Here is a 24,209-nt window from a genome sequence, read left to right as displayed (position 1 = left end):
CTGATAAATTTATGAAAGAAAACCCAGGAATGTTGAGAACTTTCATAGAAGTAACTCATGAAGCTAATGCTAGATACGCAGCTGGTAAAAGTGATATGAATGTAATCGCAAAAGATGCTGAGATGAAACTTGGAGATATGAAAGAAACTTTAGGTGGATTTGTATTCTTGAATGCTGCAGATACTAAAAAATCTATGGAATCAGGTGGAACTCTTGATGGTTTCTTAAAAGGAATGGGTACTCCTAACGGAGCAGTAGATACAAGCTTTTTACCTCTATAATTTAGAGAGTAAGATAAAATTAGATAGGCGCCAATTTATTAAATTGGTGCCTATTTTTTTAAATAAAATTTAATATAAACTTATTTCTATGAGTGATTTAATTTCTCAAAATCTAAACATGATCTTTAAAACTCCGAAGGGAGAAACTGTTCATGCACTAAAAGATGTAAATTTCACACTTAAAAAAGGAGAACTTTTAACTGTTCTTGGACCTTCTGGATGTGGAAAAACAACTTTATTGAATATCACTGCAGGGTTTCTTAGGCCAACTTCAGGAGTAATTACTCTTAATGGAAATGAAATTAATGGTCCAGGGGTTGAAAGAGGAATGGTTTTTCAACAAGGTGCTTTATTTGAATGGTTAACAGTTGCTGAAAATGTGGACTTTGGATTGAGAATGAAAAAAGAAGATCCAGTAAAAACTGCAAAAAAAGTTGATGAATGGTTAAATATAGTTGGTTTACAAGGCTTTGGAGATACACCAACTTATCAATTATCTGGGGGTATGCAGCAAAGAGTTGCTCTTGCACGATGTTTAATTAATGATCCAGATTTAATTTTGATGGATGAACCATTGGGAGCACTAGATGCACTAACAAGAGAAAAAATGCAGTCGTTAGTTTTAAAAATTTGGAAAGAAACTGGAAAAACAATTATTTTAATTACCCACTCAGTTGAAGAGGCATTGTTACTTGGCGAAAGGTTATATGTAATGGCGCCAAGACCAGGTCGTATACATAAAGAATATAATCTGCCCTTTGCTACAATGGGGATTGATGGTGATTTAAGAGAAATAAAAAAGACAAAGGATTTTGGAAGTAAAAGAGAAGAGATTCTAACCATGATTTGGAACATGGAAGAAGAGATCATGGGCAAAGATATTTAATATGCTAACAGGGATTATAACATTTTTAATTATCTTCGCCGTTATAAGTTCTATTCTTTATGGATTAAAATTAGCCAAGACCGAAAAAATAGATGCTGTTTTTGGGAACCCTGAAAGAGCCAAAGGTGGAGCTCATTGGATTATTGTTGGAACTAGTTTTTTATTAATAGCATGGCTTTATTATTCATGGGATTTAGCAAAGTCTTTTTATCCCCAGTCTGCTAATGAACTTTGTCAAGTCGCAAAAGTAAATGACTCAATGCTTTCATTAAAATATTTATTTCCAATTGAAGAAAGAGAATTTAAAAGTACTTCAATTATTAGAAGTGAAAACAAAAACATAGAAAAATTAGCTAATGAAATTAGAAATTCATCATTAATTCGAAATCAAGATAAAGATAAGCTTTTAGGTTTTATTAAAAAAACTAAAAGAACGATTCCATTGTTAACTAATGAGGACCTTCTTGAAAATGAAACAAAAATTAAAATTAGTGAACTAACTAATAGAATAGCTTGGTTAACAGAAGATTTTCAAAAGATAAGTTATCCACCAATAAAAAGTATTGAAGAAGAAAATGTGAGAATTGAAGCTTTAAAAATGCAAGGTGGATGGGGATCTTCTGGAACCGCTGTAGAAAATACAATAGAAATTCCAACTATTCCTGAAACTAAAAAAGGATTAAAGTTTGATGCTGCAGCAAAAGAATTAACTTTAATTAGTGATGATTTTTTCAAATTAAGAAATCATAATTCACAATACAAAACTTTGATGAAAGAAATCAAAGATGGAATAAAAAAATATAGATCAAAGCTAGATGACACACAGGAGGTGGCATCAATATTAGCAAAAGATGTACTTAAAATTGCAAGAAGAATTGAGTATGCGAGCATATTTCCTCCAAAAACTCTTGATGCTATGCAACAAGCAATTTTAGAATTTGATGTTATTCAAAAAAAAGAACAAGGAAGTCTAAGATTAATTGATATATTTTTATTTCCTACTGGAACAATAATTTCAAGTGGTCCTAATTGTTCAGAGCAAGGTTCTGGTAGATGGCTACCCAAACCATCAGATACTTTGAAAAAATTTACACTTTTATTAAAACCAAGTATTGGATTTAAAAATATTCCACTGATTTGGTATGAAATGATGGATGTTAGTAAAGTTGTTGGCTTTATTTTACCCGATTGGATTGCAGATATTATCCCTGGTAAATACCCAGTTCATAGTAATGACGGGACTGTAAAACCAAATTTTAAAAGCAAAGTTTTTAATGTTGTTACTGGTGAATTCAAGTTATTTAAAATACCAGTACCTATGGGTCACATATGGGATTCTTTCCTAAGAGTATTCTTAGGCCTAGTGCTTGGAATAATATTTGGTGTACCACTTGGTTTGTTGATGGGTTTAAATAGGTTTGCTAAAGGGTTCTTTGATCCATTAATTGAATTGTATAGACCTGTGCCACCGCTAGCTTGGGCTCCATTGGTAATTACTGTGTTTGGAATTGACAATGTGGGAAAAATTTTCTTATTATTTATGGTTTCTTTTTCGATTATGATTATCTCAGCTAGAGCTGGGGCTTCAGGAACTCAACTATCTAAAATTCATGCTTCTCACTCTCTTGGTGCATCAAAATGGCAAATATTAAGATATGTTATTTTTCCAAACTCCCTACCTGAAATTTTAACAGGAGTAAGAGTTGCTGTTGGTATGTGCTGGGGAACTTTAGTTGCAGCAGAATTTTTAGCAGGTACTACAGGTATCGGATTTGTTGAAAACGTTGCTAAAAAATATTTTCAATATGAGGTTATTTGGATAACTATTTTTGTAATGGGAATGCTTGGTCTTTTATTTGATATTGCTTTAAGAAAAATAATTACTAAAACTATTCCATGGCATGGTAAAGGTTAACCAATCATTTAATAAATTATGAATTCTTCAAAATTAAAGAGTATCATTAAAGATATTTTTATCCGACACAAACTAAGTAAAGATCATGCAACCACATGTGCAGAAGCTATAATTAACGCTGAATTGGTTGGTGCTCCATCACATGGTTTATCTAGGCTTAAAATGTATTGTGACCGTATTTCTAAAAAAGTAATTAATCCAAAAGCCAAAATAAAAATTAAAAAAATTTCACAATCGATTGCTCACGTTGATGGCAACAACAGTATTGGTTTTGTTGCAGCAGATATTGCCATTAAAACAGCAATAAGCAATGCTAAAAAGACTGGGATTGGTTTAGTTGCGGTTAAAAATAGCGGTCACTATGGTTTGTCTGGCTATTACGCAGAGCAAGCTGTTAAAAAAGGTCTAATGGTCATGGTGTTTACAAACGCCCCTCCTGCTGTTGCACCTCATGGAGCATTAAAAAGTTTATTTGGAACAAATCCTATTTGCTTTGGAACACCTACGGGATCTAAAGTTCCTTTTATTTTAGATACATCAATATCAATGATTAATAGAGGGAAAATTAGAGTAGCTGCAAGAGAGGGAACAAAAATTCCTGAAGGTGTTGCTTTAGATAAATTTGGCAAGCCCACAACAGATCCTAAAAAAGCATTAGAAGGTGTTCAATTACCTATAGCTGGTTTTAGAGGGTCAGGATTAGCTTGGATGGTTGATATTTTAAGTGGGGTCTTTACAGGGGGTAATCATGCAGGTCGTGTTAAAGATCCTTTTACAGACTTTAGTGGACCTCAAAATATAGGTCATTTATTTTTTGTACTAAAACCTAATTTATTTGTTGGAAATAGTTATAATAAGAGAATTAAAGATAATATTAAAACAATAAAAAAATTACCTAAAATCAAAGGGGTAAAAGAAATTCTTTATCCTGGGCAAAATAAATTCAACAAATATAAGAATAACCTCAAAAAAGAGATTAAAATTTCTAAGAATATAATGGAAGATTTAAATAGTTTATTGAAATAAAGTTATTATAATAAGCTTCTAATATGCGTCCTGTATTTAAAATTATTATAATATATGAAATAGTTTTTTTTATTTTTTGGAATTTTTTATATTATTCTAACCCTGGTGTTGAAAGTTGGTTTAAATTAGAAAATCTAACAGCTGTGTATACTGTTCTATCAACTATGGCTTTAGGATTTGGTTTTGTATACGTGGTTTTTATTACTGCAAAATTAACAGGTATGGTTAAAAAAATTAAATCCCTAAAAGATCCAAGATCAAATTTTTAATTAACGAATAGTTTTAGCAAATTTTATAATATCTTTAACTAGCAACTCTGGTTCTTCCATTGCTGCGAAATGTCCACCACTTGGCATCTCGGTCCATTGCGTAATATTAAATATTCTATCAACATAAGATTTTGGAGGCCATTCAGACATCTCGGCTGGAAAAATTGCGGCAGCAGTTGGTATTTCTATTTTTTTAAAGTCTTTAGGAAAAAAACGTCCACCCTCTTCTCTTCTTCCATAATAAATCCAAGAAGCTGTATTAAAAGTTTTTGTAACTACATAAACCATAATATTTGCTAATAAAGTATCCTTTGAGTAAGCACTTTCAATATCACCATCTTTTAAATCAGACCAAGAATACATCTTTTCAATAATCCATGCTGCAATACCAACGGGGCTATCCATCATACCGTAACTCAACGTTTGTGGCTTTGTTGCTTGTTGCGTTCTATAGCCATCCTGCATTATTTGATCTTTATCAAACCTTTTTTGCCATTCTTCTTCTTGCTTTGATTGTGGGCCATCAGCATGACGCATAGTTAAACAATTAATATGAATTGCCTTACATGATTTTGAATGATCATATCCAATCCAATTAGCAATAGTTGCTCCCCAATCTCCACCTTGTGCCATATAATTTTTATACTCAAGGTTTTTTGTCATTAGTTTATTTAATATCTCAGCTATTTTTCTTGGACCAATTGGCTTAGATGGTCTACCTGAAAATCCAAAGCCGGGTAAAGAAGGCACAATAACATCAAATGCATCTTCAATGTTTCCACCAAATTTTTCTGGGTGTGCAAGTTTTTCAATTATATGTAAAAACTCTACAACTGATCCAGGCCATCCATGCATAAGAAGTAATGGAGTTGGGTTAGAGCCACTACCCTTTTCATGAATAAAATGCATTTCAATATCATCTACAACAGTTGTAAAATTTGAAAATTTGTTTATTTCTGCTTCATGTTTTCTCCAATCAAAATCTTTAACCCAATAATTTGAGATTTCCTTCATATAATCAAGGTTACTTCCATATTTCCATCCACCATCATCTGGCATTTCATGCCATGGGTAATCTTTTACCTTAGTGTAAATCTCTTGAAGTGTTTTATCGGGAATATTTAGTTTAAAGGGCTTAATCATTATCAATTTACAGTATATACTTTTTAAAAATTCAGACTAAATATACCTCATGCTTTCAAATAAAGAAATTGTTTGTCCTAATAACCTTCTAGACCATGCACATAAGAAAAAAGGTGTTAATGCTGCTATCGTTAATGCTGGTTTACCTCTTCCTATGTTGTCAGTTCAGGATGCTGTTAATGAAAATTTAATTACACCTATTTTTATAGGAGATAAAAAAGAAATTCTTAAGTGTGCTGAAGATTTAAAATGGGATATCTCATCGTATGAAATAATTCATGAACCTGTAGAAAATAACACGGCAGCAATAGCTGCAAAACTAGCAAGTCAAGATAAGGTAAAAATTATTGTTAAGGGTCATATTCATACAGATATTTTAATGAAAGAAGTTTTAAAAAGAGATTACAATTTACTTGGAAAAACAAGACTAAGCCACATATGGCATATGACAAATACTAAAGACGACAAGCCACTTATAATTACTGATGGTGCTTTAAACGTTTTACCTAATGTAAAAACAAAAATGCATATCTTAAGAAATGTAATTGATTTTTCAAATCGTATAGGGATTGAAAGACCAAAAGTTGCAGTTCTATCAGCGACAGAAGAAATTTTGGATAGTGTGCCAAGTTCTATTGAAGCAAATGAAATTACAAAACTTGCAAAAGAAGATAATTTAAATGCTGATGTTTTTGGTCCCTTAGCATTTGATAATAGTATTTCAAAAAAATCTGCTGCTATAAAAGGTGTTAAGAATATAGTAGCTGGTGATGCAGATGTATTGTTAGTTCCAAGTGTTGAAACTGGAAATAGTTTAGTTAAAATGATGATTTACTTTATGGGTGCTTGTGCAGCTGGTGTTGTTGTAGGTGGTAAGGTTCCAATAGTAATTACTAGTAGATCTGATGAAGCACAAGCTAGATTGGCCTCTATTGCTGCTGCTGTTGTTGCTTTAGACTAATTCTTCATTGAAATAATCATATTAATGTTTTAAATAAAGCTTCAAAATTAGAGAGGGAAACAATGGCTATAACATATTTAAAAAAATCACCCAAAACATCATCAACAGACGACACTAAAACAACTGGAATTGTTCAAGATTTATTAAAAAATATTGAAACTACTAAAGAACAAGGCTGTATCGATCTTACAAAGAAATTTGATAAATATGATGGTGATATTATTGTTTCCAAAGAAAGAATTGAAGAGATTAAAAAAACATTAGACCAAAAAACAAAAGATGATGTTCAGTTTTCATACGAAAGAGTTAGAAAGTTTGCTGAAGCACAATTAAAAAACTATGGTCAGGACTTTGAGGTTGAACTTTCAGATGGATTGTTTGCTGGTCAAAAACTAATACCAATTAATACTGCTGGATGTTATGTACCAGGAGGTCGTTATGCACATATTGCATCAGCTGTTATGAGTGTGACTACAGCAAAAGTTGCAGGTGTAAAAAATGTTATCGCCTGTAGCCCCCCAAAAGAAGGTGTGGGTGCTCATCCGACAATTATTTACACAGCCGACCTATGTGGTGCTGATGTAATTTTAAATTTAGGTGGTGTTCCGGCAATTGCCGCAATGACTAATGGTTTATTCAATAACCCTGCAGCTGATATTATTGTTGGTCCTGGAAACCAGTTTGTAGCAGAAGCTAAAAGAATTTTATTTGGAAAAGTGGGTATTGACCTTTTTGCAGGTCCTACAGAAATTGGAATTATTGCAGATGCTAAAGCTGACCCTGAGATAGTAGCTGTAGATTTAGTTGGTCAAGCTGAACATGGCTATAACTCACCTTGTTGGTTATACACAACGAGTAAAGAACTTGCAGAAAAAGTAATGAAAAGAGTTCCAGAGTTAATTGCTGAGTTGCCTGAGGTACCAAGAACAAATGCAGATGCTGCTTGGAGAGATTATGGTGAAGTTATTCTTTGTGATACCGATGAAGAAATGGCGACTATTAGCGATGAATATGCTCCAGAACACTTAGAAATTCAGACAGAAAATTTAGAATGGTTTCACAAAAGACTTACAAACTATGGTTCTTTATTTATTGGTGAAGAAACAACTGTTGCTTATGGAGACAAGTGTTCAGGAACTAATCATATTCTTCCAACTAAAGGTGCAGGAAGATACACAGGTGGATTATTTGTTGGTAAATTTGTTAAAACTTTGAGTTTCCAAAGAATGACCAAAGAGTCTACTGAATTAGTTGGTGCTGCAGCTGCAAGAATTTCTAGATACGAAGGAATGGAAGCACACGCAAGAACAGGTGATGTTAGACTTAAAAAGTACGGTTATTCTAATTAAACTTAGATAATTTCCATCAACACTGTTAAAGCCAAAATAGACATGAAAAGAATAATCAAATAATTTATTCTTTTCCATACTTTTACACTCTTAAGATATTTAGAAAAATATTTTGAAAGATATCCTAGTATAAAAAAAAATAGGAATGAAGAAATAGCTGCCCCTGCTCCAAAATAATACTTATCCATTTGACTAAGGCTTTTAGAAAAGTTTCCAAGGAAAAATACAGTATCTGAATAAACGTGAGGGTTTAGAAAGGTAAAACCTAAAGTTTTAACTAAAATACTAGGTAAATTATTGGTTTTATTGTCTATATTAAATGAAGCATCTGAAACCTTAGTTTTAATTTTTCCCCAGATAAAATGTAATAAGAATATTAAGAGTAAAATATTAAAAATTAACTCAACTGTTGGTGTGAAATAATTATTTAGATATTGAAATAAAAAGATTCCTAAAAAAATTAATAAAAAATCTGAAATTGAACATATTAAACAAACAAGAAATATATATTGTTTTTTTAACCCTTGTTCTATGACAAATACATTTTGAGCACCTATTGCTAGAATTAAACTTAATCCAGTTAAAAAACCTAATATTAAATAATCCATTAAGTTTTATTAAACTCTTTTTTTACCCTGAACAACCCTATCAAGTATTAATGCAACAAATAAAATAGCTATACCCGCAAGTATACCTTGTCCAACATTGGCATATTGTAATGCTTCAAGAACATCTTGTCCTAAACCTTTTGCACCAATTAGAGATGCTACAACCACCATGGCCAAACTTAACATTACGGTTTGATTAACGCCTGCTAAAATTGAAGGTGTGGCTAGTGGTAGATCTACTTTTCTTAGTAAATACCATTTAGTTGCACCATAAGCGATAGCTGCTTCTCGAATTGTTTCTGGTACTCCACGTAATCCTAAAACGGTAAGTCTTACAACAGGAGTTCCACCAAAAATCATTGTAATGATTACTGCTGCAACTTTTCCAGTTCCAAAAAATGCTATTACTGGAATCATAAATACAAAAGCTGGCATTGTTTGCATGAAATCCATTATCGGTCTTATTAATGAATAAAATCTTTGTCGTCTTGCACAAAAAATTCCAAGTGGAATACCTATCGCAATACTTAAAATTGCAGCTGTACCTAATAAAGCAAGTGTCGTCATTGCTTTAACCCAGAAACCTAAAAAACCCATATAACCCAAAAATCCTGCAGAATAAATTGCAGCTCTTGGTCCTGCTGATAGTCCTGTTAAGGTAACAATTGCAGTTATAATTACAATCCAAGGAGTTTTAACAAACAATAGTTCTAAGAAATCTAATACTGACCTAATACCAATTGTTATAGCAGTAAAAATCACATCTCCTTTAACAACAGCATAATCAAAAATAATCTCTATCCATTTAATTGAAAATAATCTTATTTCTGGATGAGTTGGGAACGTATCCATTACCTGAAGTAAGCCCGGAAAACTATAATGAATAACAGTAAAGATCATTATAACACAGGTAAAAATACTACTGTAAATGTAATTTTTCATCTGCATACCTGGATGAATAGATTTATCAGATAACCATTCAGAATATTTCTTTTCTAAAATTGAATTTGCTAAAACACCTTGAGCAATCTTAACTGCTATCAATAAAATAAAACCAAACACAGCAATCCAAATTGCAGAAGCTTCTACTCTTGTAATCTCATCTAGATAGCCTTGCATAGCATCCTCTAAAGATTTTATGTTTCTTTTAAATACATCAATTTTATCTGGATTATTTTCTATCGCTGCTTCTAATTGTTTATTTCTAAAAGCTATTGTCCCTTTAACCTGCTCAACTTTGGCAATGGCGTCTGCAGTAATATTACCAAATAAACCTCGAATAATTTGTACTACCGAAAAAGTTTCAATAATTAAAAAAGCTAAAGTCCAATTCCAAACATTACGCATTCCAAACCAAACTGGCCCAAGAATAAATGCAAATAAATTAAATGAAAATGAGTAAGTAGGTTTGCTACCAATTTTTTTAAACTCTTTAATATAATAATCTGGATTACTTTTTACAAAGTCAGTAATTAATTCATCTCTAGATGGATTTATAATTGCTTTATTCTCCATCACTGCCCTCTACAACTGCTTTAAGTAAATCTGCCTGTGTTATCACACCAATATTTTTTTTTTCATTATTGATTACTAATATTGGTTCATCTTTAATTGAAGATTTCTCTATTAATTTGTTTAATAAATCATTTTCATGAACACTTTCTAAGTTTTTAGCTATTGATCCAAATTCCTTTTCAAATTTCTCAACAGGCTGCATAATAGATTTAGCTTGAACAATTTTTAATCTAGAAATTCCCTTAACAAAGTCTGCTACATAACTATCTGCTGGTTTCATGACTATTTCTTCTGGTGTCCCTATTTGGATAACCTTTCCATCTCTCATGATTGCAATTCTGTGACCTACTCTTACCGCTTCATCTAAGTCGTGAGTTATAAACACTGTGGTCTTTTTCATTTGTTTTGAAAGTTTGATAAATTCCGCTTGAAGCTGTCTTCTAATCAATGGATCTAGTGCACTAAATGGTTCATCCATTAATAAAACATCAGGATCTGCTGCTAGAGCTCTTGCTAATCCAACTCTTTGTTGCATTCCACCTGAAAGTTCGTGAGCAAATTTATTTCCCCAGCCTTGAAGCTCTACAATATCTAAAATCTTGTTAGCAGCATCCAATCTATCATTTTTACTTATACCTCTTATTTCAAGTGGCATTGCTATATTGTCTAATACTGATCTATGGGGCATTAGAGCAAAGTTTTGGAAAACCATCCCTATCTTTTTATTTCTTAGATCTTGCAAACTTTTTGAATCAAACTTCATTACATCTTCATTATCGATTAAAATTTGACCTGAAGTTGGTTCTAATAATCTATTGATATGCCTAACTAAAGTAGATTTACCGCTACCAGAAAGACCCATTACACAAAAAATCTCCCCTGTTTTTACGTTAAAAGAGACATCTGATACACCAATTACTGAATTATATTTTTCTAAAGCTTCTTGTTTTGAAATATGTTCATTTTGAATAGCATTTAACGCTTCTTTGGAATTATTACCAAATATCTTCCAAACATTTTTTATTTCAATAGCTGAGTTCATCAGATCCGTTCGAAAATTTAATAGTTTTTAAAGAAATGTACCCGGCAACAAATAAGGTCGCCGGGTAAAAATTTAACTTATCTTAAAGTCCTAACCAACCATCAACTTTAGATTTATTATTTTTCATCCATGTTCTAGCAACATCAGCTGGTTGTTTTTTCTCAACTGAAATTGCATATGCCATAGCTGAAACATCATCTCCTGTTAATTGAAAGTTCTTAAAAAACTCAACAATAGCTGGAGATTTACTTTCTAAAGAAGTACCCCAACCTATTTGAATTTTTTTAAGTGCATCTTTTGAAGCAACATAAGATTTTTTGTACCAGTCAGCATCTTCTTTAGGTTGTACCATTTTGTATTTAGCTGGATCATGTTTTGGCTCTTCCAACATAACTACATCTGCCATTCCCCAAATTGCGTGTGGTTTATAACAATAGAATGCATAACCTTCACCTTTTTTAATTGAGTCAAGTACTCTTGCATTTTTAACTGCTTCTGCTGCTCTTATCGCTTCAATACCAGCATCATATAAACCGTAGTCTCTTAATTTAACTTGGTTTGCATTTGCTGAAGCCCAACCATCTGCTCCAATCCAAAATTCACCTTTACCATTGCCATCACTATCCATTGCTTTAACAACTTCTGGTCTAGCTAAGTCTTCGATTGCAGTAATATTAAATTTTTTCGCAAACTGTTGAGAAACACAATAACCTTGGTCTCCATCATATGGGTTGCTACTTAATTTTAAAGTTCCTTTAGGAACTAGATCATTAGTATAAGCTTGTTGGTTTGGTAACCAGATATCAGGGTGAACTTCAATTTCACCTTTACTTCTATCAATTGCACCATAAATCGCAGTATTGTTTCCTGGGACCAATTCTGCTTCTCCACCCATTTTGTCTATAACAACTGCTGCTAATAAGTTAGCAATTGCTGTTGCACCTGTCCAACCTGGATCTCCTATTTTAACTTTCTCAGCGAATGTTGAAAAAGTAGTAAATAAAGAAATTAAACCAGCTACAAGTGTAGTTTTTATTATTTTCATTATATCCCTCTCTATTAATTTAAAAAACGAAGCATAACTTAAAACTTTTGAACAAGTCAAAGAAAATTAGTTATTTATTTTGATTAGTATAATTGAATTTTAAGAGTGACTAATCCAGATAGTCTTAGTTTGAAGGTATTGATCTAACGCTTCTGTACCTTGATCTCTGCTTAATGAACCAGATTGTCTATATCCACCAAAAGGTGTTTTAATGTCTCCTTCAGAAAAAGTATTAACAGAAACAGTTCCACAAGGTAGGCTTTTAGCCATATGAAAAGCTCTATCAATATCTTGAGTAAAAACACTTGCGTGCAATCCATACTTTGAATTGCTTGCAATCTTTAATGCCTCTTCATCACTATTAATTGTAAGAACACCAAGTACTGGTCCAAAAATTTCTTCTTGAGCAATTGTCATGTTTTCTTTTAAATCATCAAATAGAGTTGGTTTTGCAAAAAAACCTTTTTGATCACCACTTGAAACTCCACCAAATAGTAGCTTAGCTCCTTCATCAATTCCTTTTTGAATATAACCATCAACTGTTGCTAAATGTTTTTTAGAAATCATTGATCCCATATTACTTTCTGGATCTAGTGGATCTCCAGCTTTAAGAGCTTTTACTTTTTTTGAAACTTTGTCTAAAAATTCATCTTTAACTTTGCTGTGAATTATTTGCCTCATGTTTGCTGAGCAATTCTGCCCACCATTCCAAAAAGCAGAGTTAATAGCATTATCAATTAAATCATCTGTAATCTTTGCGTCTTCTAAAACGATAAATGGACTTTTCCCACCCATCTCTAAACCAATTGTTTTTAAATTACTTTCACCTGAATATTTCATGAATAGTCCACCAACTTCTGTTGAGCCTGTAAATGAAATCGCATCAACATCGTTGTGTCTACCAAGTGCTTCACCTACATCACCAAAGCCAGGTAATATATTTAAAACTCCATCAGGGATACCTGCTTCTTTTGCAATTTGAGCAACTCTAATTGCAGTTAGTGGAGTATCTTCTGCTGGCTTAATTATAACTGAACAACCAGCAGCTAATGCTGGTGCCATTTTCCAAACTGCCATCATCAAAGGGAAATTCCATGGAACAACTCCAGCAACAACACCAATCGGTTCTTTAACAATTAAACTAGTTAGTGATGGCTCAGTTGGACCAACTTTACCAAATACTTTATCTATTAATTCTCCATACCACTGAAAATGCATTGGAGCATCATTTGCAACCTCATTAATGCAGTCTCCAATTAATTTTCCTGTATCGATACATTCAAGAACAGAATTTTCTTCTCCAGTTTGTCTTAGTAATTCTGCAAATTTTAGTAAAATATCTTTTCTAAATTCTGGAGATGTTCTGGACCAAACACCACTATTAAAAGCTTTTCTTGAAGCTTTAACTGCTAGATCAACATCTTTATGGTTACATTTTGCAACAGAACAAAGAGTTTCACCTGTTGCAGGGTTTATATTTTCAAACTTTTCACCATCAATAGCATCAACGTACTTACCATCAATAAAAGCTCTACCTTCAAACTTAATCTTGCTTGCTATAGATTTATAATCAGAAGCCATTAATCTGCATTAGCAGTTAATGTTTTAATCTCTAAAATATTTTCATTAGGGTCTTTAACAAAAAATGTCTCTTGCTCATATTTGGTACCTTTAAATCTTAAATAAGGTTCATCGTAATATTTGGCACCATTGTCTTTTAATCTTTGCTTAAGAGCATTAAAATCTTTTCTAGATAAATGAACACCGAAATGTGGAACAGAAACATTACCCATATCAACATCGTGTCTTTCACTATCCATTTTATGTTCACTTGCATGAAGAGTTAATTCATTTCCCCAAAAGTCTACATCTGCCCACTCTTGTGCTGAATTATCCAATCTACAGCCTAACGTCTCGCTGTAAAATTTTTTTGCTACTTCAAGATCTCCACATGGTACTGCTAGATGGAAGCAATTTGTGTTTTTGTACATAAGTTTCTCCTCTTTAAATTTGTTAAACAATGACTATATAGTCCAATATAATATTTTAATCAATAAAAGCTAAATTCATGAATGACTTTTTACAATCTATAATAGATAGAGATCCTGCGGCAAAATCTAAGTTAAGTTTAATTTTAACTTATCCAGGTGTTAAAGCAGTTTTTTTTCATAGAATTGCTAATTTTTTTCACCTTGCTAAGTTTCATTTGGTAGCAAGAATAATTTCACAATTATCAAGATTTTTAACTGGAATTGAAATTCACCCTGGTGCTAAAATTGGAAGAAATTTATTTATTGATCATGGTATGGGTGTTGTAATTGGAGAGACCTCTGAAATTGGAAATAATGTAACTATTTATCATATGGCAACATTAGGTGGGATTGCACCAAGCATTAATTCAAATGATCAAAGACAAGTTAAGAGGCACCCAACATTAAGTGATTGTGTTGTAGTTGGTTCTGGTGCTCAAATATTGGGACCAGTGATGATAGGTGCTAATGCTAAAGTTGGAGCTAATGCAGTTGTTACTAAAAATGTTCCTGAAAATGCAGTAATGGTTGGAATACCAGCAAAAAATGTTGGAACAGCAACTGAAGAATTTAAACCTTATGCTGTAGAAGAGGTGGATAAAGATACTTCAAGCTAATGAAAAATATTCAAGACAGTTTTATTTCAGGAATAGGTAATACTCCACTTATTAAACTAAGAGCTGCATCAGAAATTACTGGGTGTAATATTTACGGTAAAGCTGAATTCATGAACCCTGGTGGTTCTGTTAAAGATAGAGCAGCACTTACATTAATTAGAGATGCTGAAGAAAAAAAATTAATCTCTAAAGGCGGAACAATAGTTGAAGGTACAGCTGGTAATACTGGTATAGGCTTATGTCTACTTGGTAATTCACTTGGTTATAAAACAATAATTGTAATGAATGACAATCAAACCCAAGAAAAAAAAGATCTTCTTAGAAATATTGGTGCTGATTTAAGATTAGTTCCGGCAAAACCATATAAAGATGATGCAAATTTTGTAAAAGTTGCAGCAAAACTTGCTGATGAATTAAGACCATCAAATAACAATGGAGTAGTTTGGGCCAATCAGTTTGACAATGTTGCAAATGCTAAGGGTCATTATGAAACAACAGGTAAAGAAATTTGGGAACAAACTGAAGGTAAAGTTGATGGCTTTGTATGTTCATCAGGAACAGGTGGAACAATTTCTGGGGTAAGTAACGCTCTTAAAGAAAAGAATAAGGATATTAAAATATTTCTATCTGATCCAAAAGGCTCTGCTCTTTATAATTATATAAAAAATGGTGAATTAAAATCTGAAGGTGGATCAATTACTGAAGGAATTGGATCAAGTAGAATTACAAAAAATTTTGAAAATGCTAAAATTGATGATGCCTACTCTATAGATGACCATGAAGCTCTTCCTATACTTTATGATTTAATTGAAAATGAAGGTTTAAGCCTTGGTACTAGCTGTGGAATTAATATTGCTGGCGCTATTAGAATGGGTAAAGAATTAGGTCCTGGAAAAACCATCGTTACAATACTTTGTGATAAAAGTGAAAAGTACGCTACTAAAATGTTTAATAAGAAATTTCTAGAAGAAAAAGGTTTACCCTTCCCTAATTGGCTTTAAATATAAATCTTATCGGCTAATCCATAACAAAGAACGGCACTAATAATTGTGAAAATTAATGGTGCAATAATAGCTTCATTTGAATCATTCATAACACCCGTCTTATCGATCTTAATTGAGTAAGTATTAACTATAAAGATACAAAAATTTTGAACAAAAACTAAATTGAAAAATGCCCACGTTGCTTCGACACCATTTGGTCTTACAAACATAATATATAATGCCATCAAGAAAGAACCTAGAAATATTGCACCTGTCATCCGCATAACAGTTGCAGCTGTCTTATCTATTTGAAATTTTTCTCTAAATTTTTGGTTTCCAATAATCATTTGATACGCATAAATACCTATACCTAAAAAGTGTATTACAAATAATATTAAATAAAAAACTCCATTAAATTTTTCAATCATAAATAAATAATAACAATATTAGTCTTTAAAAATACTTAAATAACTAGTTGGGTCATTTTGCACATGCAAAGTGACAATGTTGGTTATATCAAAAACTTATTATTTTCCTATTGTTTGGTTAATTAATCAAACAAAGGAAAATATGAAAAAAATAGTAATAACATTATTCTTAGTACTTTTTACAAGTTCAGTTTATGCAGGTTCTTGTCCAATGATGGCAAAAAGTATAGATGATAAAATTGCAGAAGCACAAATGCTAAGAGATCAAGGTATGGCAGCACATGATGCTGGTGATCATGCAAAATCAGAAGAGTTATTAGCTAAAGCTATGGAGCTTTTTAAAAGTTAACAAATAATTTTATATATTTAGCGGGATTTCATTTAAAGTAGCTAAATGAATCTCGCTACTTCGTGCGTGTCCTTAATATTAACTGTTATTTTAGGGGGTACATCAAATAGTTTTTCTAAAATTGCACTACTTTTTTAAATCAATTACAATAAACGTAGTTACAAAATTAATAAATAATACAAAAGTTAAAAATATGACTGGTCAAAGGCGTTGGTTAAAAATATGGGCTAGAACAGTTGGAATGCCAATTGGTATTAATGATGAAGATAAGCCTGAGTTTTTACCTATTAAACAAACAGATGTGAAGAAAGCATTAGCTTTTAGAACATTCTGGGTTCTGCTTCATGTTCTAACTTGTCTCTTAATTATTGCTGGTAATGGCAGAGTAATGGGTTGGTGGTAATTAAAAAGATTAATAAAACCACTATTTGTCACGGTAATGCTTCATGTATATTTTGACTACATGGATTGTAAGATAAATCTCCTTAATTAATAGAGTTGGGATTTGCTTAAGTGTCCCAACTTTAAATAATAAATAAATAGGGTTTTATGTATTTAGCAATAAGTAGACTTCAAGTTATGTCTGGCAAAGAAAATGAATTTGAAACAGCTTGGAAAAATCGTGAACAAGAGACTCATGGTGTGAAAGGCTTTAAGAAATTCAACTTATTCAAAGGTGAGGTAAATAAAGAATTCTCTCTTTATATTTTTCATAGTGAATGGAATACCGAGAGTGACTTTATTAACTGGACAAAATCTAACTCATTTCAATTAGCTCATAAAAATCCTACACTACAAGGAAATTTATATCTTGGACCCCCTAATTTTGATGGATATGTAGGCTTGCCTGATTTTGAAGGTTTTAAAGTAGTTATATAATTTTAAAAAGATTTCATTTAAGATGATTAAATGAACATGACAACTTCATACTTATTTCTGATTTTAGCTGTTTTTTTTGGAGTCACATCAAATAGTTTTGCAAAAAGTGCTGAAGGCTTTACCCTTCTCTTTCCAAGTATTATCACAGGAATTACAATCGTTTTATGTATGTATGCATTATCTATTGTGATGAAAAATATCCCAATGGGAATAACTTATGCATCGTTTGCTGGATTAACAATTATTTCAACTGTAATTGTTGGTGTAATTAGATTTAATCAAATGCCAAATCTTTATTCAATGATTGGTTTGGGTTTAATTATAATAGGTGTATTAATGGTTAACTTGTTAGGAAATAATTAATTATGATTTCAAAAAAATATTCTCAAACTTTATTTATGATTTTTATGTCATTTGGTATGAGTGTTATAATGAGCGGTGTTGTTACTGCAGTAAACACTGGCATTGGTGATGGTTTTTTAGAAAGATATTTTAACTCTTGGTTATTTGCTTTTCCAGTTGCATTGCTTGCAGCCTTTACTATGGCTCCAATTATGAGACCTCTAGTTAATAAAATTGCCTCAAAAGATTAATTATAAAAAGAATTGTAAAAGTTTTACGGAAAAAAATATTGTAAGAAGAGTTTTTTAAATTATCGAAACTTTATTATTTATCAAAATTTAATTCAATAAATATATTTAACATAAAGTAAAATAAATGTTTTGAATGCAATGTTTGAAAATGTTATTGTGTAAATATATATAAAGGAGGTCGATTATGAGTTTATCACCACCTGACACATAACTGGTGTGATTAAATAATCAAAGACTAATTAAGATCGAAAAAATATAAAGTCCATTATTATGGATTTTGGCGCATACCGCTAACTTACAGGGGAACTCTTTTGGGCTTTCCGAAAGGGTGAACCCCTTAAAAGATAAGTTAAAAAATAGATGGCAAAACGTGAGTACCATCATCATTTAAAGTAATATCAAATTCATTTACTACATTAAAAATATCTAGTGGTGAATATAAATGTGGAAACATATTTCCATCTGATGCTTGTTCCCAAACTAAATGATCTAGCTTTAACGTATCTACCTTTAATAAAATTAAATCTTTTTGGTTTTGGTAAAATTTTTTAAGCGTTCCGGCAACTTGATCAACACCTGAAAAGTGAATGTAACCATCTTCTAAATCTTTTTTAGAACCTGTTAATTGACCCTTGCTCTTAATTTCTTGCCATTCAGATTTGGTACATATTTTATAAACAAATTTGAAGTTCATTTAAAATTTATATTATTCAGTGGAGATGATGACAATAAGAAACTTCCCTCTTTCGAGGGAAGCTAATATTAACTATCTAATAGAGAGAGAAGATAATGTTAATTTTTGAATTTTGTAAGCCCCTTATAGACAGCACTTTGAAATATTAAAATGACTTATTGTCACTACAGTAATGCAAAGACTGAATACCTTATTTTATCTGTTCACTTAGTGAACATTTTACCAGGATGAATTTGGTTGAGCTAGAAACTCTATTTCCTCAGGAGTAGATTTTCTATCTAACACTAAGTTTCGATGAGGATATCTATGAAATTTCTTTATTACTAAGGTGTGATCTTTCCAAGATTTTTTTATAGAGATTAAACCTGGATGATCTTTTAAGAATTTATCTAGTAGATAATAGGCCATATCATGATCTGTGATCTCTTCACTGTGAATTAGTGGTAATATCATAAAAAGTCTTTGATCTTGATCCATTTCATCTAAAAAGCCTGCATAAACAGAATCGTTAACTATCAACCTTGCTTTATGATCTTGGATAAAAGCTTTTGGATCATCTCTAAACATATTTCTTGAAAATTGATCAAATAAAATAACTAGAGCCAAAGATCCAAGGGAAGTGTCTTGCCAATCGTCATATTCGTTTGTACTTGCTAATTCATAATCTTTTAAAAAGTTTTCTTTAATTAATTGATCAAAATCTTTATGTTTTTGAAATCTTTTTTTTGGTGGAGTGTCTTTAAACCAAAAATCTAATATTTTTTTTGCTCTTGTATGCATTTATTTTGAAACTGGTTTTAAAAGCTTAAGCATTTTATTATGAATAGATTGATTAGCTGAAACTAGAATACTTCCAGCATTAACTGCATCTCTATTATCCCAAGTTGTTGCAATACCTCCTGCAGCTTTTATTATTGGCATCAATGGATGAATATCCCAAATTTTATTAGTAGCCTGAAAGACAACATCAATTTTTCCCTCACATAAATGGGAGTAACTTAATGCGTCTGCAGTTGGAAATTGCATTAATTTTAAAACTTTTGGAATTGTCATTTGTTGTTTAAGAGAGACCGCTCCATGAAATGCTCCTGATACTTTTATCTTACTAAATGGTATATTTCTTGAAACAGAGATTTTTCTTTTTTGGCCTTTTTCAAAAACAAAAGAATTTTTATTATCAAAATTTAAATAATATTTATTTAGTATTGGAAAGTTTGCTAAACCAACAACGGGTATACCTTTAAAATTAAGCGATATTAAATTACTCCATGTTGGATTGCCTATTACAAATGATCTTGTTCCATCAATTGGGTCTATGACCCATGTGTAATCACTAGTTGATTTTTTGTGACCAAACTCTTCACCTATAACTTGATGACTTGGAAATTCTTTTTTAATCTTTAATCTAATAAATTTTTCAAATGCTTTGTCAGATGTTGTTACTGGGTCATAGCCTTTACCTTTAAGTTTGTTAGATATCATGAAAGTTTTATTAAGTTTTGAAAAATAAAATTTATTTAAGTCTTTTGCTAAGGTATTTAGAAAGTTAGAATATAACTTGTAATCCTTTTTATTTAATAAATTCATTAAATTATATTTTCAATTTGTTTTTCAGCTTCTTTAATTGATTTCTCATAATCTAACGCCATTTGATCAGCACTTATTACTTCAACTTTTTCAATTCCAAAAAAATTTAATATAAATTTTAACCATGGAGTTAAAAAATCCTCTGAGCTATTTAATTTAGTTCCACCTGAAGTAATTACTAAATAAGCTTGTTTATTTTTAAGTAATCCCTCTCTTCTCCCATTAGGTTTAAACCTGAAAGTCTCACCAATTCTTGCTGCTAGGTCACACCAAGCTTTAAGAGTTGCTGGAGGGCCATAATTATAAATTGGCGCTGAAATTATAATGATATCACTTTCTTTTAATTCACTTACAAGTTTATCTGATAGTTCAAACATTTTTTTATGCTCTTCAGTTTGGTCTTTTTCTGCAATCTTCATTCCAGACTCGGTTAAACCACTAACAAAAAGCATATCGTCATCTAAATCTCTATAAATTACTTCATCACCTGGTTTTTTGATTTTATTTAATAGTTTTTTTGCTAATGCTCTTGAACTTGATCCTTCTTTTCTGGCACTTGAGTCAATTTGATAAATTTTCATAAGTATAGATTGTTATTAACCTATTAACCGAAGTTTTGCAAAAAGGGTAAATAGTTTAAAATATAGTAGCCAAGAACTTGTAATTGATTTGTTAAAATTAAAATTCCTGTAATTAAAAGTATTATACCACCACCTTTTGTGACTAAATTAATATTTCTTTTGAAATTTTTTGAAAATAATAAAAATTTTTGCATCAAATAACCTGATAAAATAAAAGGTATCGCTAACCCAAGAGAGTAAAAGCTTAAAAGTAAAATTGCTTTGTAAATAGTTTCTTCTGTAGAGGCTAAGGCAAGTATCGACCCTAAAATAGGCCCAATACACGGTGTCCATCCAAAGCCAAATGCCATTCCCACAATAAATACAAAGAAAATATTATTTGATTTTTTTGTATAAAATTTCTTTTCAACATTAAGAAATTTAATATTTAAAACACCAATTAATTGAAGAGAAAATATGATTATTATAACTCCAGCAATAGTTCTTAAAATTTGAGAATTTTGTAAAAGAATTTGACCCAAAAAAGAAGCAGTTGCACCAAAGATAATAAATACAAAAGAAAACCCTAATGAAAAAACTATCAACGGTAATAAATCAATTTTCTTTTTTTCTAGAATTTCATTTAATGTGCTACCAGTAATAAAGGAAACATAACCAGGTATTAATGGTAAGACACATGGAGACAAAAAGCTGATTAAACCAGCACCAAAAGCTATAATTAATTCAATCATATTACCCTGTATTTTTCATGGCTGCAGATATACCTGCAATAGAAGCCATTAATGCATCATCAAGAAATTGTTTTTTATTTTTATCTAATTTTTTTAATGTAAGTTTTTTCATAACTATTGATTGAGTTATGTGTAACACCTCAGAATAGATATTTCTAATAATAACAGATGTTCTAAATACCTTTCTTTGTTTTCTTATTTGAGATGGCGTGATTACTTTATTTAATCTTTTTAATGTTTCAAATTGCAACCTTAACTTTTTTCCTACAATTTTAAGGTTTTTATCTGCTAGTTGGTTTTCATATACTTTTGATATTTCTGGATCAACTTTAGAAATTACCATATCTAAAATATCCATTGTTGAATTGAAAAATGGCCAGTTTTTTTCCATATCTATTAGTGTTTTTTTAAATACCTTGGATGAAGCATAATTAAGAGCCTCTGTTGTGCCAAGCCATGCAGGTAAAAATAATCTAATTTGTGTCCATGCAAAAACCCAAGGGATAGCTCTTAAACTTTGTATGTTATCAACATTTTTCCTTTTTGAAGGTCTCGAGCCAATTGAAAGTTTACCCAATGCTTTGTGTGGGGTTACAGTTCTAAAATATCTTATAAAATCTGATTTTTCATTAATATTACCTCTATAAGATTTCATAGAAATTTCTGACATTTTTTCAATTAATTGTTTCCATTTTATCTTGGGCTCTGCTGGAGGGTTTAATGTTGCTTGAACCACAGCGCCTATATAACTGCATAAATTATATTTTGCTAATGGTTCATAACCATATTTTTGTTGGATAACTTCACCTTGGTCTGTAATTCTAATTTTTCCATTAACTGAATTTGCTGGCTGTGATTTTAATGTTGCTTGAATTGGCCCTCCACCACGCCCTGCAGATCCACCTCTTCCATGAAAAAAAGTAATATCAATTTTATACTTCTTGGCTAATTTCAAAATTTCATCTTGCAATTTATACTGATGCCAACTAGCAGATAATTTACCAGCATCTTTACTTGAGTCTGAATAGCCAATCATAATTTCCTGTTTATAATTAATCGATTTTCTATACCAGGGTAACGAAAATAAACTTTTCATTATTGACTTAGCATTTCTCAAGTCATCCAAAGTCTCAAATAAAGGAACTACTCTTAATTTATTGATAATTTTGGCTTCTTTTTGTAAATAGGCAACAGATAATATATCAGATGCCGCTGATGTCATTGAGATAACGTAGGCTCCTAAACATTCTTTAGGCTGATCCACAAGTACATTAAATGTAGACCAAACTTCTTTGTTTTCTTTATTTTTAAATAAAGATTTTTTTATTAAATTTTTTTTACTTTTTATCTTTGAAGATAGAAAGGCAATTTTTTCACTTTCATTCCATGAAAAATAATCTTTGTTGTATTCTTTTTTTACAATTTCTGAGATTAATTTTGTATGTCTTGAGGATTCTTGTCTAATATCCAATTTAGCTAAATTAATTCCAAAACATCTAGCGCGTCTAATTAAGTCTAACAAGTCACCTTCAGCAATATTTTCACTTTGGTTTCGGTTTAGTGAGTCTCTCACAATTCTCAACGGTTTTAAAATTTCATCAGTATTAGATAAAAGTTTTTTATGGTCTAATGCTTTTTTATTAACCAGATGTTCTTTTATTAAAATATGTGTTGCACGTAATTTATCCCTCAATGGTCTTAAAAAAACCCTATAAGGTTCAAATGTTTTACCTGTTATATTTAATATTTGTGTAGAACACTTTTTCATAGACAGTGAACGGATTAAATTTGTTAATTCTCTTTCATATAACTTTGCAGCTTCCCATCTAGATAAAAGTAAAGCTTCGCTAGTAACTTCTGCTGTAACATTTGGATTGCCGTCTCTATCACCACCCATCCATGATCCAAATTCAATTGGATTAAAATTTCTTGGAAGTGATTTTCCCATATTTTTAAGAAAGATGTTATTTAGCCTTCTATATACTTTGGGAATAGAGTCCCAAAGACTATCTTCTATTACTGCCAATCCCCATCTTGCTTCTTCAGACGGTGAGGGTTTGGATCTTTTAAGCTCATCTGTATTCCATATAATGGTTATTTCATTATATAAATCTTTATCTAAGGTTTTTAATTTTGATAGATTTTTTTTATATAAGTCTCTTTGTTCTAAAATTTTTATAATTTTGTTATATTTTTGTATTAGTGTTCTTCTTTTAACTTCTGTTGGGTGTGCTGTTAAAACAATTCCAATATTTAGTTTTTTTGCAACATCATAAATTTTTTTATTGGTAATTTTTTTATCTTTAAAAAGTTTTTCAAATATTTCTTCAATAAAAATATTTTTATTACTGTTTTTTTTATTATTTTCATATTCATCAAGTTTTCTTGATGCATCTGTAGTCTCTGACAGATTTATAAAGTTCATGAAATGATTAAAAGCCCTTGCTAACTTAAAAGTATTTTCAGGGTTTAGATTTTTAATTTTATTTAAAATATTTTTAAAGGGATCTTTGACGTGTTTATTGGCTAAATTTGCCTTGGAAAGTAATCTCGTATCTTCTACTAATTTAAAGAAACTTGGCCCCTCTTGTTTTTTAATTACCCTACCTAAAATGTCACCTAAGTATCTAACATCTTCTCTTAGTGATTTTGTCGGAATTCTTTCGTAATAAAGGTCTCTTTTAATCATCTTACTTA

28 protein-coding genes are annotated in these 24,209 nt (G+C 31.0%); 14 read left to right on the top strand and 14 right to left on the bottom strand.

Going from position 1 to position 24,209, the window contains the following annotated elements; translation table 11 throughout:
* Positions 1–11 precede the first annotated feature (11 nt).
* The 5 genes from ABXT45_RS02290 (at position 12) to ABXT45_RS02270 (ending at position 4,377) form a co-directional block, all read left to right on the top strand.
* The gene (locus ABXT45_RS02290) at positions 12–281 is read left to right on the top strand and encodes a hypothetical protein (protein ID WP_415314167.1); all 270 of its coding nucleotides are present in this window, start codon (positions 12–14) and stop codon (positions 279–281) included.
* 88 nt (positions 282–369) lie between these two features.
* Positions 370–1,167, top strand: coding sequence for an ATP-binding cassette domain-containing protein (locus ABXT45_RS02285; RefSeq protein ID WP_415314165.1), 798 nt, complete (start codon positions 370–372; stop codon positions 1,165–1,167).
* Between the two features lies 1 nt (position 1,168).
* Positions 1,169–3,082, top strand: coding sequence for an ABC transporter permease (locus ABXT45_RS02280; RefSeq protein ID WP_415314164.1), 1,914 nt, complete (start codon positions 1,169–1,171; stop codon positions 3,080–3,082).
* 18 nt (positions 3,083–3,100) lie between these two features.
* On the top strand, positions 3,101–4,108 hold the full coding sequence (locus tag ABXT45_RS02275; protein WP_415314163.1) for an Ldh family oxidoreductase: 1,008 nt from the start codon (positions 3,101–3,103) through the stop codon (positions 4,106–4,108).
* Between the two features lie 23 nt (positions 4,109–4,131).
* Positions 4,132–4,377 (top strand): hypothetical protein, encoded by a 246-nt coding sequence (locus ABXT45_RS02270; RefSeq protein ID WP_415314161.1) that lies wholly within the window; start codon positions 4,132–4,134, stop codon positions 4,375–4,377.
* On the opposite strand, the gene ABXT45_RS02265 is transcribed toward ABXT45_RS02270, so the two are convergent.
* A complete protein-coding gene (locus ABXT45_RS02265; protein WP_415314159.1) occupies positions 4,378–5,520 on the bottom strand; it encodes an epoxide hydrolase family protein in 1,143 nt (380 codons plus the stop codon).
* Between the two features lie 49 nt (positions 5,521–5,569).
* On the opposite strand from ABXT45_RS02265, the gene ABXT45_RS02260 reads away from it, so the two are divergent.
* On the top strand, positions 5,570–6,481 hold the full coding sequence (locus ABXT45_RS02260) for a bifunctional enoyl-CoA hydratase/phosphate acetyltransferase (protein WP_415314158.1): 912 nt from the start codon (positions 5,570–5,572) through the stop codon (positions 6,479–6,481).
* Positions 6,482–6,543: 62 nt separating this feature from the next.
* Complete coding sequence (gene hisD, locus ABXT45_RS02255; RefSeq protein WP_415286839.1) at positions 6,544–7,830, top strand: histidinol dehydrogenase; 1,287 nt, start codon at positions 6,544–6,546, stop codon at positions 7,828–7,830.
* Between the two features lie 2 nt (positions 7,831–7,832).
* Here the strand turns inward: hisD and ABXT45_RS02250 are convergent, their stop codons facing one another.
* From ABXT45_RS02250 to ABXT45_RS02225, 6 genes are all read right to left on the bottom strand, one after another.
* On the bottom strand, positions 7,833–8,438 hold the full coding sequence (locus tag ABXT45_RS02250; protein WP_415314157.1) for a LysE/ArgO family amino acid transporter: 606 nt from the start codon (positions 8,436–8,438) through the stop codon (positions 7,833–7,835).
* A gap of 9 nt (positions 8,439–8,447) precedes the next feature.
* A complete protein-coding gene (locus ABXT45_RS02245) occupies positions 8,448–9,953 on the bottom strand; it encodes an ABC transporter permease (RefSeq protein WP_415314156.1) in 1,506 nt (501 codons plus the stop codon).
* Positions 9,943–10,995: a quaternary amine ABC transporter ATP-binding protein gene (locus ABXT45_RS02240; RefSeq protein ID WP_415314154.1), complete on the bottom strand. Its 1,053-nt coding sequence runs from the start codon at positions 10,993–10,995 to the stop codon at positions 9,943–9,945. Before ABXT45_RS02240 ends, ABXT45_RS02245 begins: the two co-directional genes overlap by 11 nt.
* 82 nt (positions 10,996–11,077) lie before the next feature.
* Entirely contained in the window at positions 11,078–12,040 is a 963-nt protein-coding gene (locus ABXT45_RS02235) for a glycine betaine ABC transporter substrate-binding protein (RefSeq protein WP_415314152.1), read from the bottom strand.
* Positions 12,041–12,139: 99 nt separating this feature from the next.
* Positions 12,140–13,621: an aldehyde dehydrogenase gene (locus tag ABXT45_RS02230; protein ID WP_415314150.1), complete on the bottom strand. Its 1,482-nt coding sequence runs from the start codon at positions 13,619–13,621 to the stop codon at positions 12,140–12,142.
* Positions 13,621–14,031, bottom strand: a complete 411-nt coding sequence (locus ABXT45_RS02225) for a VOC family protein (protein ID WP_415284124.1) — start codon at positions 14,029–14,031, stop codon at positions 13,621–13,623. The genes ABXT45_RS02230 and ABXT45_RS02225 overlap by 1 nt, the downstream gene beginning before the upstream one ends.
* Before the next feature lie 77 nt (positions 14,032–14,108).
* Here ABXT45_RS02225 and epsC point away from each other — a divergent pair, with 77 nt between their 5' ends.
* Both epsC and ABXT45_RS02215 read left to right on the top strand, forming a co-directional pair.
* Complete coding sequence (gene epsC, locus ABXT45_RS02220; protein ID WP_415294502.1) at positions 14,109–14,687, top strand: serine O-acetyltransferase EpsC; 579 nt, start codon at positions 14,109–14,111, stop codon at positions 14,685–14,687.
* Positions 14,687–15,688: a cysteine synthase A gene (locus tag ABXT45_RS02215; RefSeq protein WP_415284126.1), complete on the top strand. Its 1,002-nt coding sequence runs from the start codon at positions 14,687–14,689 to the stop codon at positions 15,686–15,688. The genes epsC and ABXT45_RS02215 overlap by 1 nt, the downstream gene beginning before the upstream one ends.
* Here ABXT45_RS02215 and ABXT45_RS02210 read toward each other — a convergent pair.
* Positions 15,685–16,098: a hypothetical protein gene (locus tag ABXT45_RS02210; protein WP_415284127.1), complete on the bottom strand. Its 414-nt coding sequence runs from the start codon at positions 16,096–16,098 to the stop codon at positions 15,685–15,687. The genes ABXT45_RS02215 and ABXT45_RS02210 overlap by 4 nt on opposite strands.
* A 142-nt stretch (positions 16,099–16,240) precedes the next feature.
* Between ABXT45_RS02210 and ABXT45_RS02205 the strand changes: the two genes are divergently transcribed.
* The 5 genes from ABXT45_RS02205 (at position 16,241) to ABXT45_RS02185 (ending at position 17,919) form a co-directional block, all read left to right on the top strand.
* A complete protein-coding gene (locus ABXT45_RS02205) occupies positions 16,241–16,447 on the top strand; it encodes a hypothetical protein (RefSeq protein ID WP_415284128.1) in 207 nt (68 codons plus the stop codon).
* A 121-nt stretch (positions 16,448–16,568) separates the two neighbouring features.
* On the top strand, positions 16,569–16,850 hold the full coding sequence (locus ABXT45_RS02200) for a hypothetical protein (RefSeq protein WP_415286831.1): 282 nt from the start codon (positions 16,569–16,571) through the stop codon (positions 16,848–16,850).
* Positions 16,851–16,996: 146 nt separating this feature from the next.
* Positions 16,997–17,326, top strand: a complete 330-nt coding sequence (locus ABXT45_RS02195; protein ID WP_415314148.1) for an antibiotic biosynthesis monooxygenase family protein — start codon at positions 16,997–16,999, stop codon at positions 17,324–17,326.
* Between the two features lie 30 nt (positions 17,327–17,356).
* A complete protein-coding gene (locus ABXT45_RS02190; RefSeq protein WP_415314147.1) occupies positions 17,357–17,689 on the top strand; it encodes a DMT family transporter in 333 nt (110 codons plus the stop codon).
* Between the two features lie 2 nt (positions 17,690–17,691).
* Complete coding sequence (locus tag ABXT45_RS02185; protein ID WP_415286829.1) at positions 17,692–17,919, top strand: DUF2798 domain-containing protein; 228 nt, start codon at positions 17,692–17,694, stop codon at positions 17,917–17,919.
* A 349-nt stretch (positions 17,920–18,268) separates the two neighbouring features.
* Here ABXT45_RS02185 and ABXT45_RS02180 read toward each other — a convergent pair whose 3' ends face one another.
* The 6 genes from ABXT45_RS02180 to ppc form a co-directional block, all read right to left on the bottom strand.
* The gene (locus ABXT45_RS02180) at positions 18,269–18,613 is read right to left on the bottom strand and encodes a DUF952 domain-containing protein (RefSeq protein WP_415314146.1); all 345 of its coding nucleotides are present in this window, start codon (positions 18,611–18,613) and stop codon (positions 18,269–18,271) included.
* A gap of 219 nt (positions 18,614–18,832) precedes the next feature.
* On the bottom strand, positions 18,833–19,393 hold the full coding sequence (locus ABXT45_RS02175) for a DUF924 family protein (protein ID WP_415314144.1): 561 nt from the start codon (positions 19,391–19,393) through the stop codon (positions 18,833–18,835).
* Positions 19,394–20,200: an inositol monophosphatase family protein gene (locus ABXT45_RS02170; RefSeq protein WP_415314143.1), complete on the bottom strand. Its 807-nt coding sequence runs from the start codon at positions 20,198–20,200 to the stop codon at positions 19,394–19,396.
* Positions 20,200–20,781, bottom strand: a complete 582-nt coding sequence (locus ABXT45_RS02165; RefSeq protein ID WP_415294511.1) for an FMN-dependent NADH-azoreductase — start codon at positions 20,779–20,781, stop codon at positions 20,200–20,202. The genes ABXT45_RS02170 and ABXT45_RS02165 overlap by 1 nt, the downstream gene beginning before the upstream one ends.
* A 23-nt stretch (positions 20,782–20,804) precedes the next feature.
* The gene (locus ABXT45_RS02160; protein ID WP_415314142.1) at positions 20,805–21,512 is read right to left on the bottom strand and encodes a cytochrome c biogenesis CcdA family protein; all 708 of its coding nucleotides are present in this window, start codon (positions 21,510–21,512) and stop codon (positions 20,805–20,807) included.
* A 1-nt stretch (position 21,513) separates the two neighbouring features.
* Positions 21,514–24,201, bottom strand: coding sequence for a phosphoenolpyruvate carboxylase (ppc, locus tag ABXT45_RS02155; protein ID WP_415314141.1), 2,688 nt, complete (start codon positions 24,199–24,201; stop codon positions 21,514–21,516).
* Positions 24,202–24,209: the final 8 nt, after the last annotated feature.

The organism is Candidatus Pelagibacter sp. Uisw_106 (genome assembly GCF_047724975.1).
In the GTDB taxonomy this organism is placed as follows: domain Bacteria; phylum Pseudomonadota; class Alphaproteobacteria; order Pelagibacterales; family Pelagibacteraceae; genus Pelagibacter.
Note: the sequence above shows the minus strand (reverse complement) of the source record. Positions and strands in the feature narration are given on the sequence as shown.

Excerpts from the sequence above, each read along its gene's own strand:
- ABXT45_RS02290 (WP_415314167.1), top strand. The coding sequence starts at position 12 with ATGAAAGAAAACCCAGGAATGTTGAGAACTTTCATAGAAGTAACTCAT.
- ABXT45_RS02285 (WP_415314165.1), top strand. The coding sequence starts at position 370 with ATGAGTGATTTAATTTCTCAAAATCTAAACATGATCTTTAAAACTCCG.
- ABXT45_RS02280 (WP_415314164.1), top strand. The coding sequence starts at position 1,169 with ATGCTAACAGGGATTATAACATTTTTAATTATCTTCGCCGTTATAAGT.
- ABXT45_RS02275 (WP_415314163.1), top strand. The coding sequence starts at position 3,101 with ATGAATTCTTCAAAATTAAAGAGTATCATTAAAGATATTTTTATCCGA.
- ABXT45_RS02270 (WP_415314161.1), top strand. The coding sequence starts at position 4,132 with ATGCGTCCTGTATTTAAAATTATTATAATATATGAAATAGTTTTTTTT.
- ABXT45_RS02265 (WP_415314159.1), bottom strand. The coding sequence starts at position 5,520 with ATGATTAAGCCCTTTAAACTAAATATTCCCGATAAAACACTTCAAGAG.
- ABXT45_RS02260 (WP_415314158.1), top strand. The coding sequence starts at position 5,570 with ATGCTTTCAAATAAAGAAATTGTTTGTCCTAATAACCTTCTAGACCAT.
- hisD (WP_415286839.1), top strand. The coding sequence starts at position 6,544 with ATGGCTATAACATATTTAAAAAAATCACCCAAAACATCATCAACAGAC.
- ABXT45_RS02250 (WP_415314157.1), bottom strand. The coding sequence starts at position 8,438 with ATGGATTATTTAATATTAGGTTTTTTAACTGGATTAAGTTTAATTCTA.
- ABXT45_RS02245 (WP_415314156.1), bottom strand. The coding sequence starts at position 9,953 with ATGGAGAATAAAGCAATTATAAATCCATCTAGAGATGAATTAATTACT.
- ABXT45_RS02240 (WP_415314154.1), bottom strand. The coding sequence starts at position 10,995 with ATGAACTCAGCTATTGAAATAAAAAATGTTTGGAAGATATTTGGTAAT.
- ABXT45_RS02235 (WP_415314152.1), bottom strand. The coding sequence starts at position 12,040 with ATGAAAATAATAAAAACTACACTTGTAGCTGGTTTAATTTCTTTATTT.
- ABXT45_RS02230 (WP_415314150.1), bottom strand. The coding sequence starts at position 13,621 with ATGGCTTCTGATTATAAATCTATAGCAAGCAAGATTAAGTTTGAAGGT.
- ABXT45_RS02225 (WP_415284124.1), bottom strand. The coding sequence starts at position 14,031 with ATGTACAAAAACACAAATTGCTTCCATCTAGCAGTACCATGTGGAGAT.
- epsC (WP_415294502.1), top strand. The coding sequence starts at position 14,109 with ATGAATGACTTTTTACAATCTATAATAGATAGAGATCCTGCGGCAAAA.
- ABXT45_RS02215 (WP_415284126.1), top strand. The coding sequence starts at position 14,687 with ATGAAAAATATTCAAGACAGTTTTATTTCAGGAATAGGTAATACTCCA.
- ABXT45_RS02210 (WP_415284127.1), bottom strand. The coding sequence starts at position 16,098 with ATGATTGAAAAATTTAATGGAGTTTTTTATTTAATATTATTTGTAATA.
- ABXT45_RS02205 (WP_415284128.1), top strand. The coding sequence starts at position 16,241 with ATGAAAAAAATAGTAATAACATTATTCTTAGTACTTTTTACAAGTTCA.
- ABXT45_RS02195 (WP_415314148.1), top strand. The coding sequence starts at position 16,997 with ATGTATTTAGCAATAAGTAGACTTCAAGTTATGTCTGGCAAAGAAAAT.
- ABXT45_RS02190 (WP_415314147.1), top strand. The coding sequence starts at position 17,357 with ATGAACATGACAACTTCATACTTATTTCTGATTTTAGCTGTTTTTTTT.
- ABXT45_RS02185 (WP_415286829.1), top strand. The coding sequence starts at position 17,692 with ATGATTTCAAAAAAATATTCTCAAACTTTATTTATGATTTTTATGTCA.
- ABXT45_RS02180 (WP_415314146.1), bottom strand. The coding sequence starts at position 18,613 with ATGAACTTCAAATTTGTTTATAAAATATGTACCAAATCTGAATGGCAA.
- ABXT45_RS02175 (WP_415314144.1), bottom strand. The coding sequence starts at position 19,393 with ATGCATACAAGAGCAAAAAAAATATTAGATTTTTGGTTTAAAGACACT.
- ABXT45_RS02170 (WP_415314143.1), bottom strand. The coding sequence starts at position 20,200 with ATGAATTTATTAAATAAAAAGGATTACAAGTTATATTCTAACTTTCTA.
- ABXT45_RS02165 (WP_415294511.1), bottom strand. The coding sequence starts at position 20,781 with ATGAAAATTTATCAAATTGACTCAAGTGCCAGAAAAGAAGGATCAAGT.
- ABXT45_RS02160 (WP_415314142.1), bottom strand. The coding sequence starts at position 21,512 with ATGATTGAATTAATTATAGCTTTTGGTGCTGGTTTAATCAGCTTTTTG.
- ppc (WP_415314141.1), bottom strand. The coding sequence starts at position 24,201 with ATGATTAAAAGAGACCTTTATTACGAAAGAATTCCGACAAAATCACTA.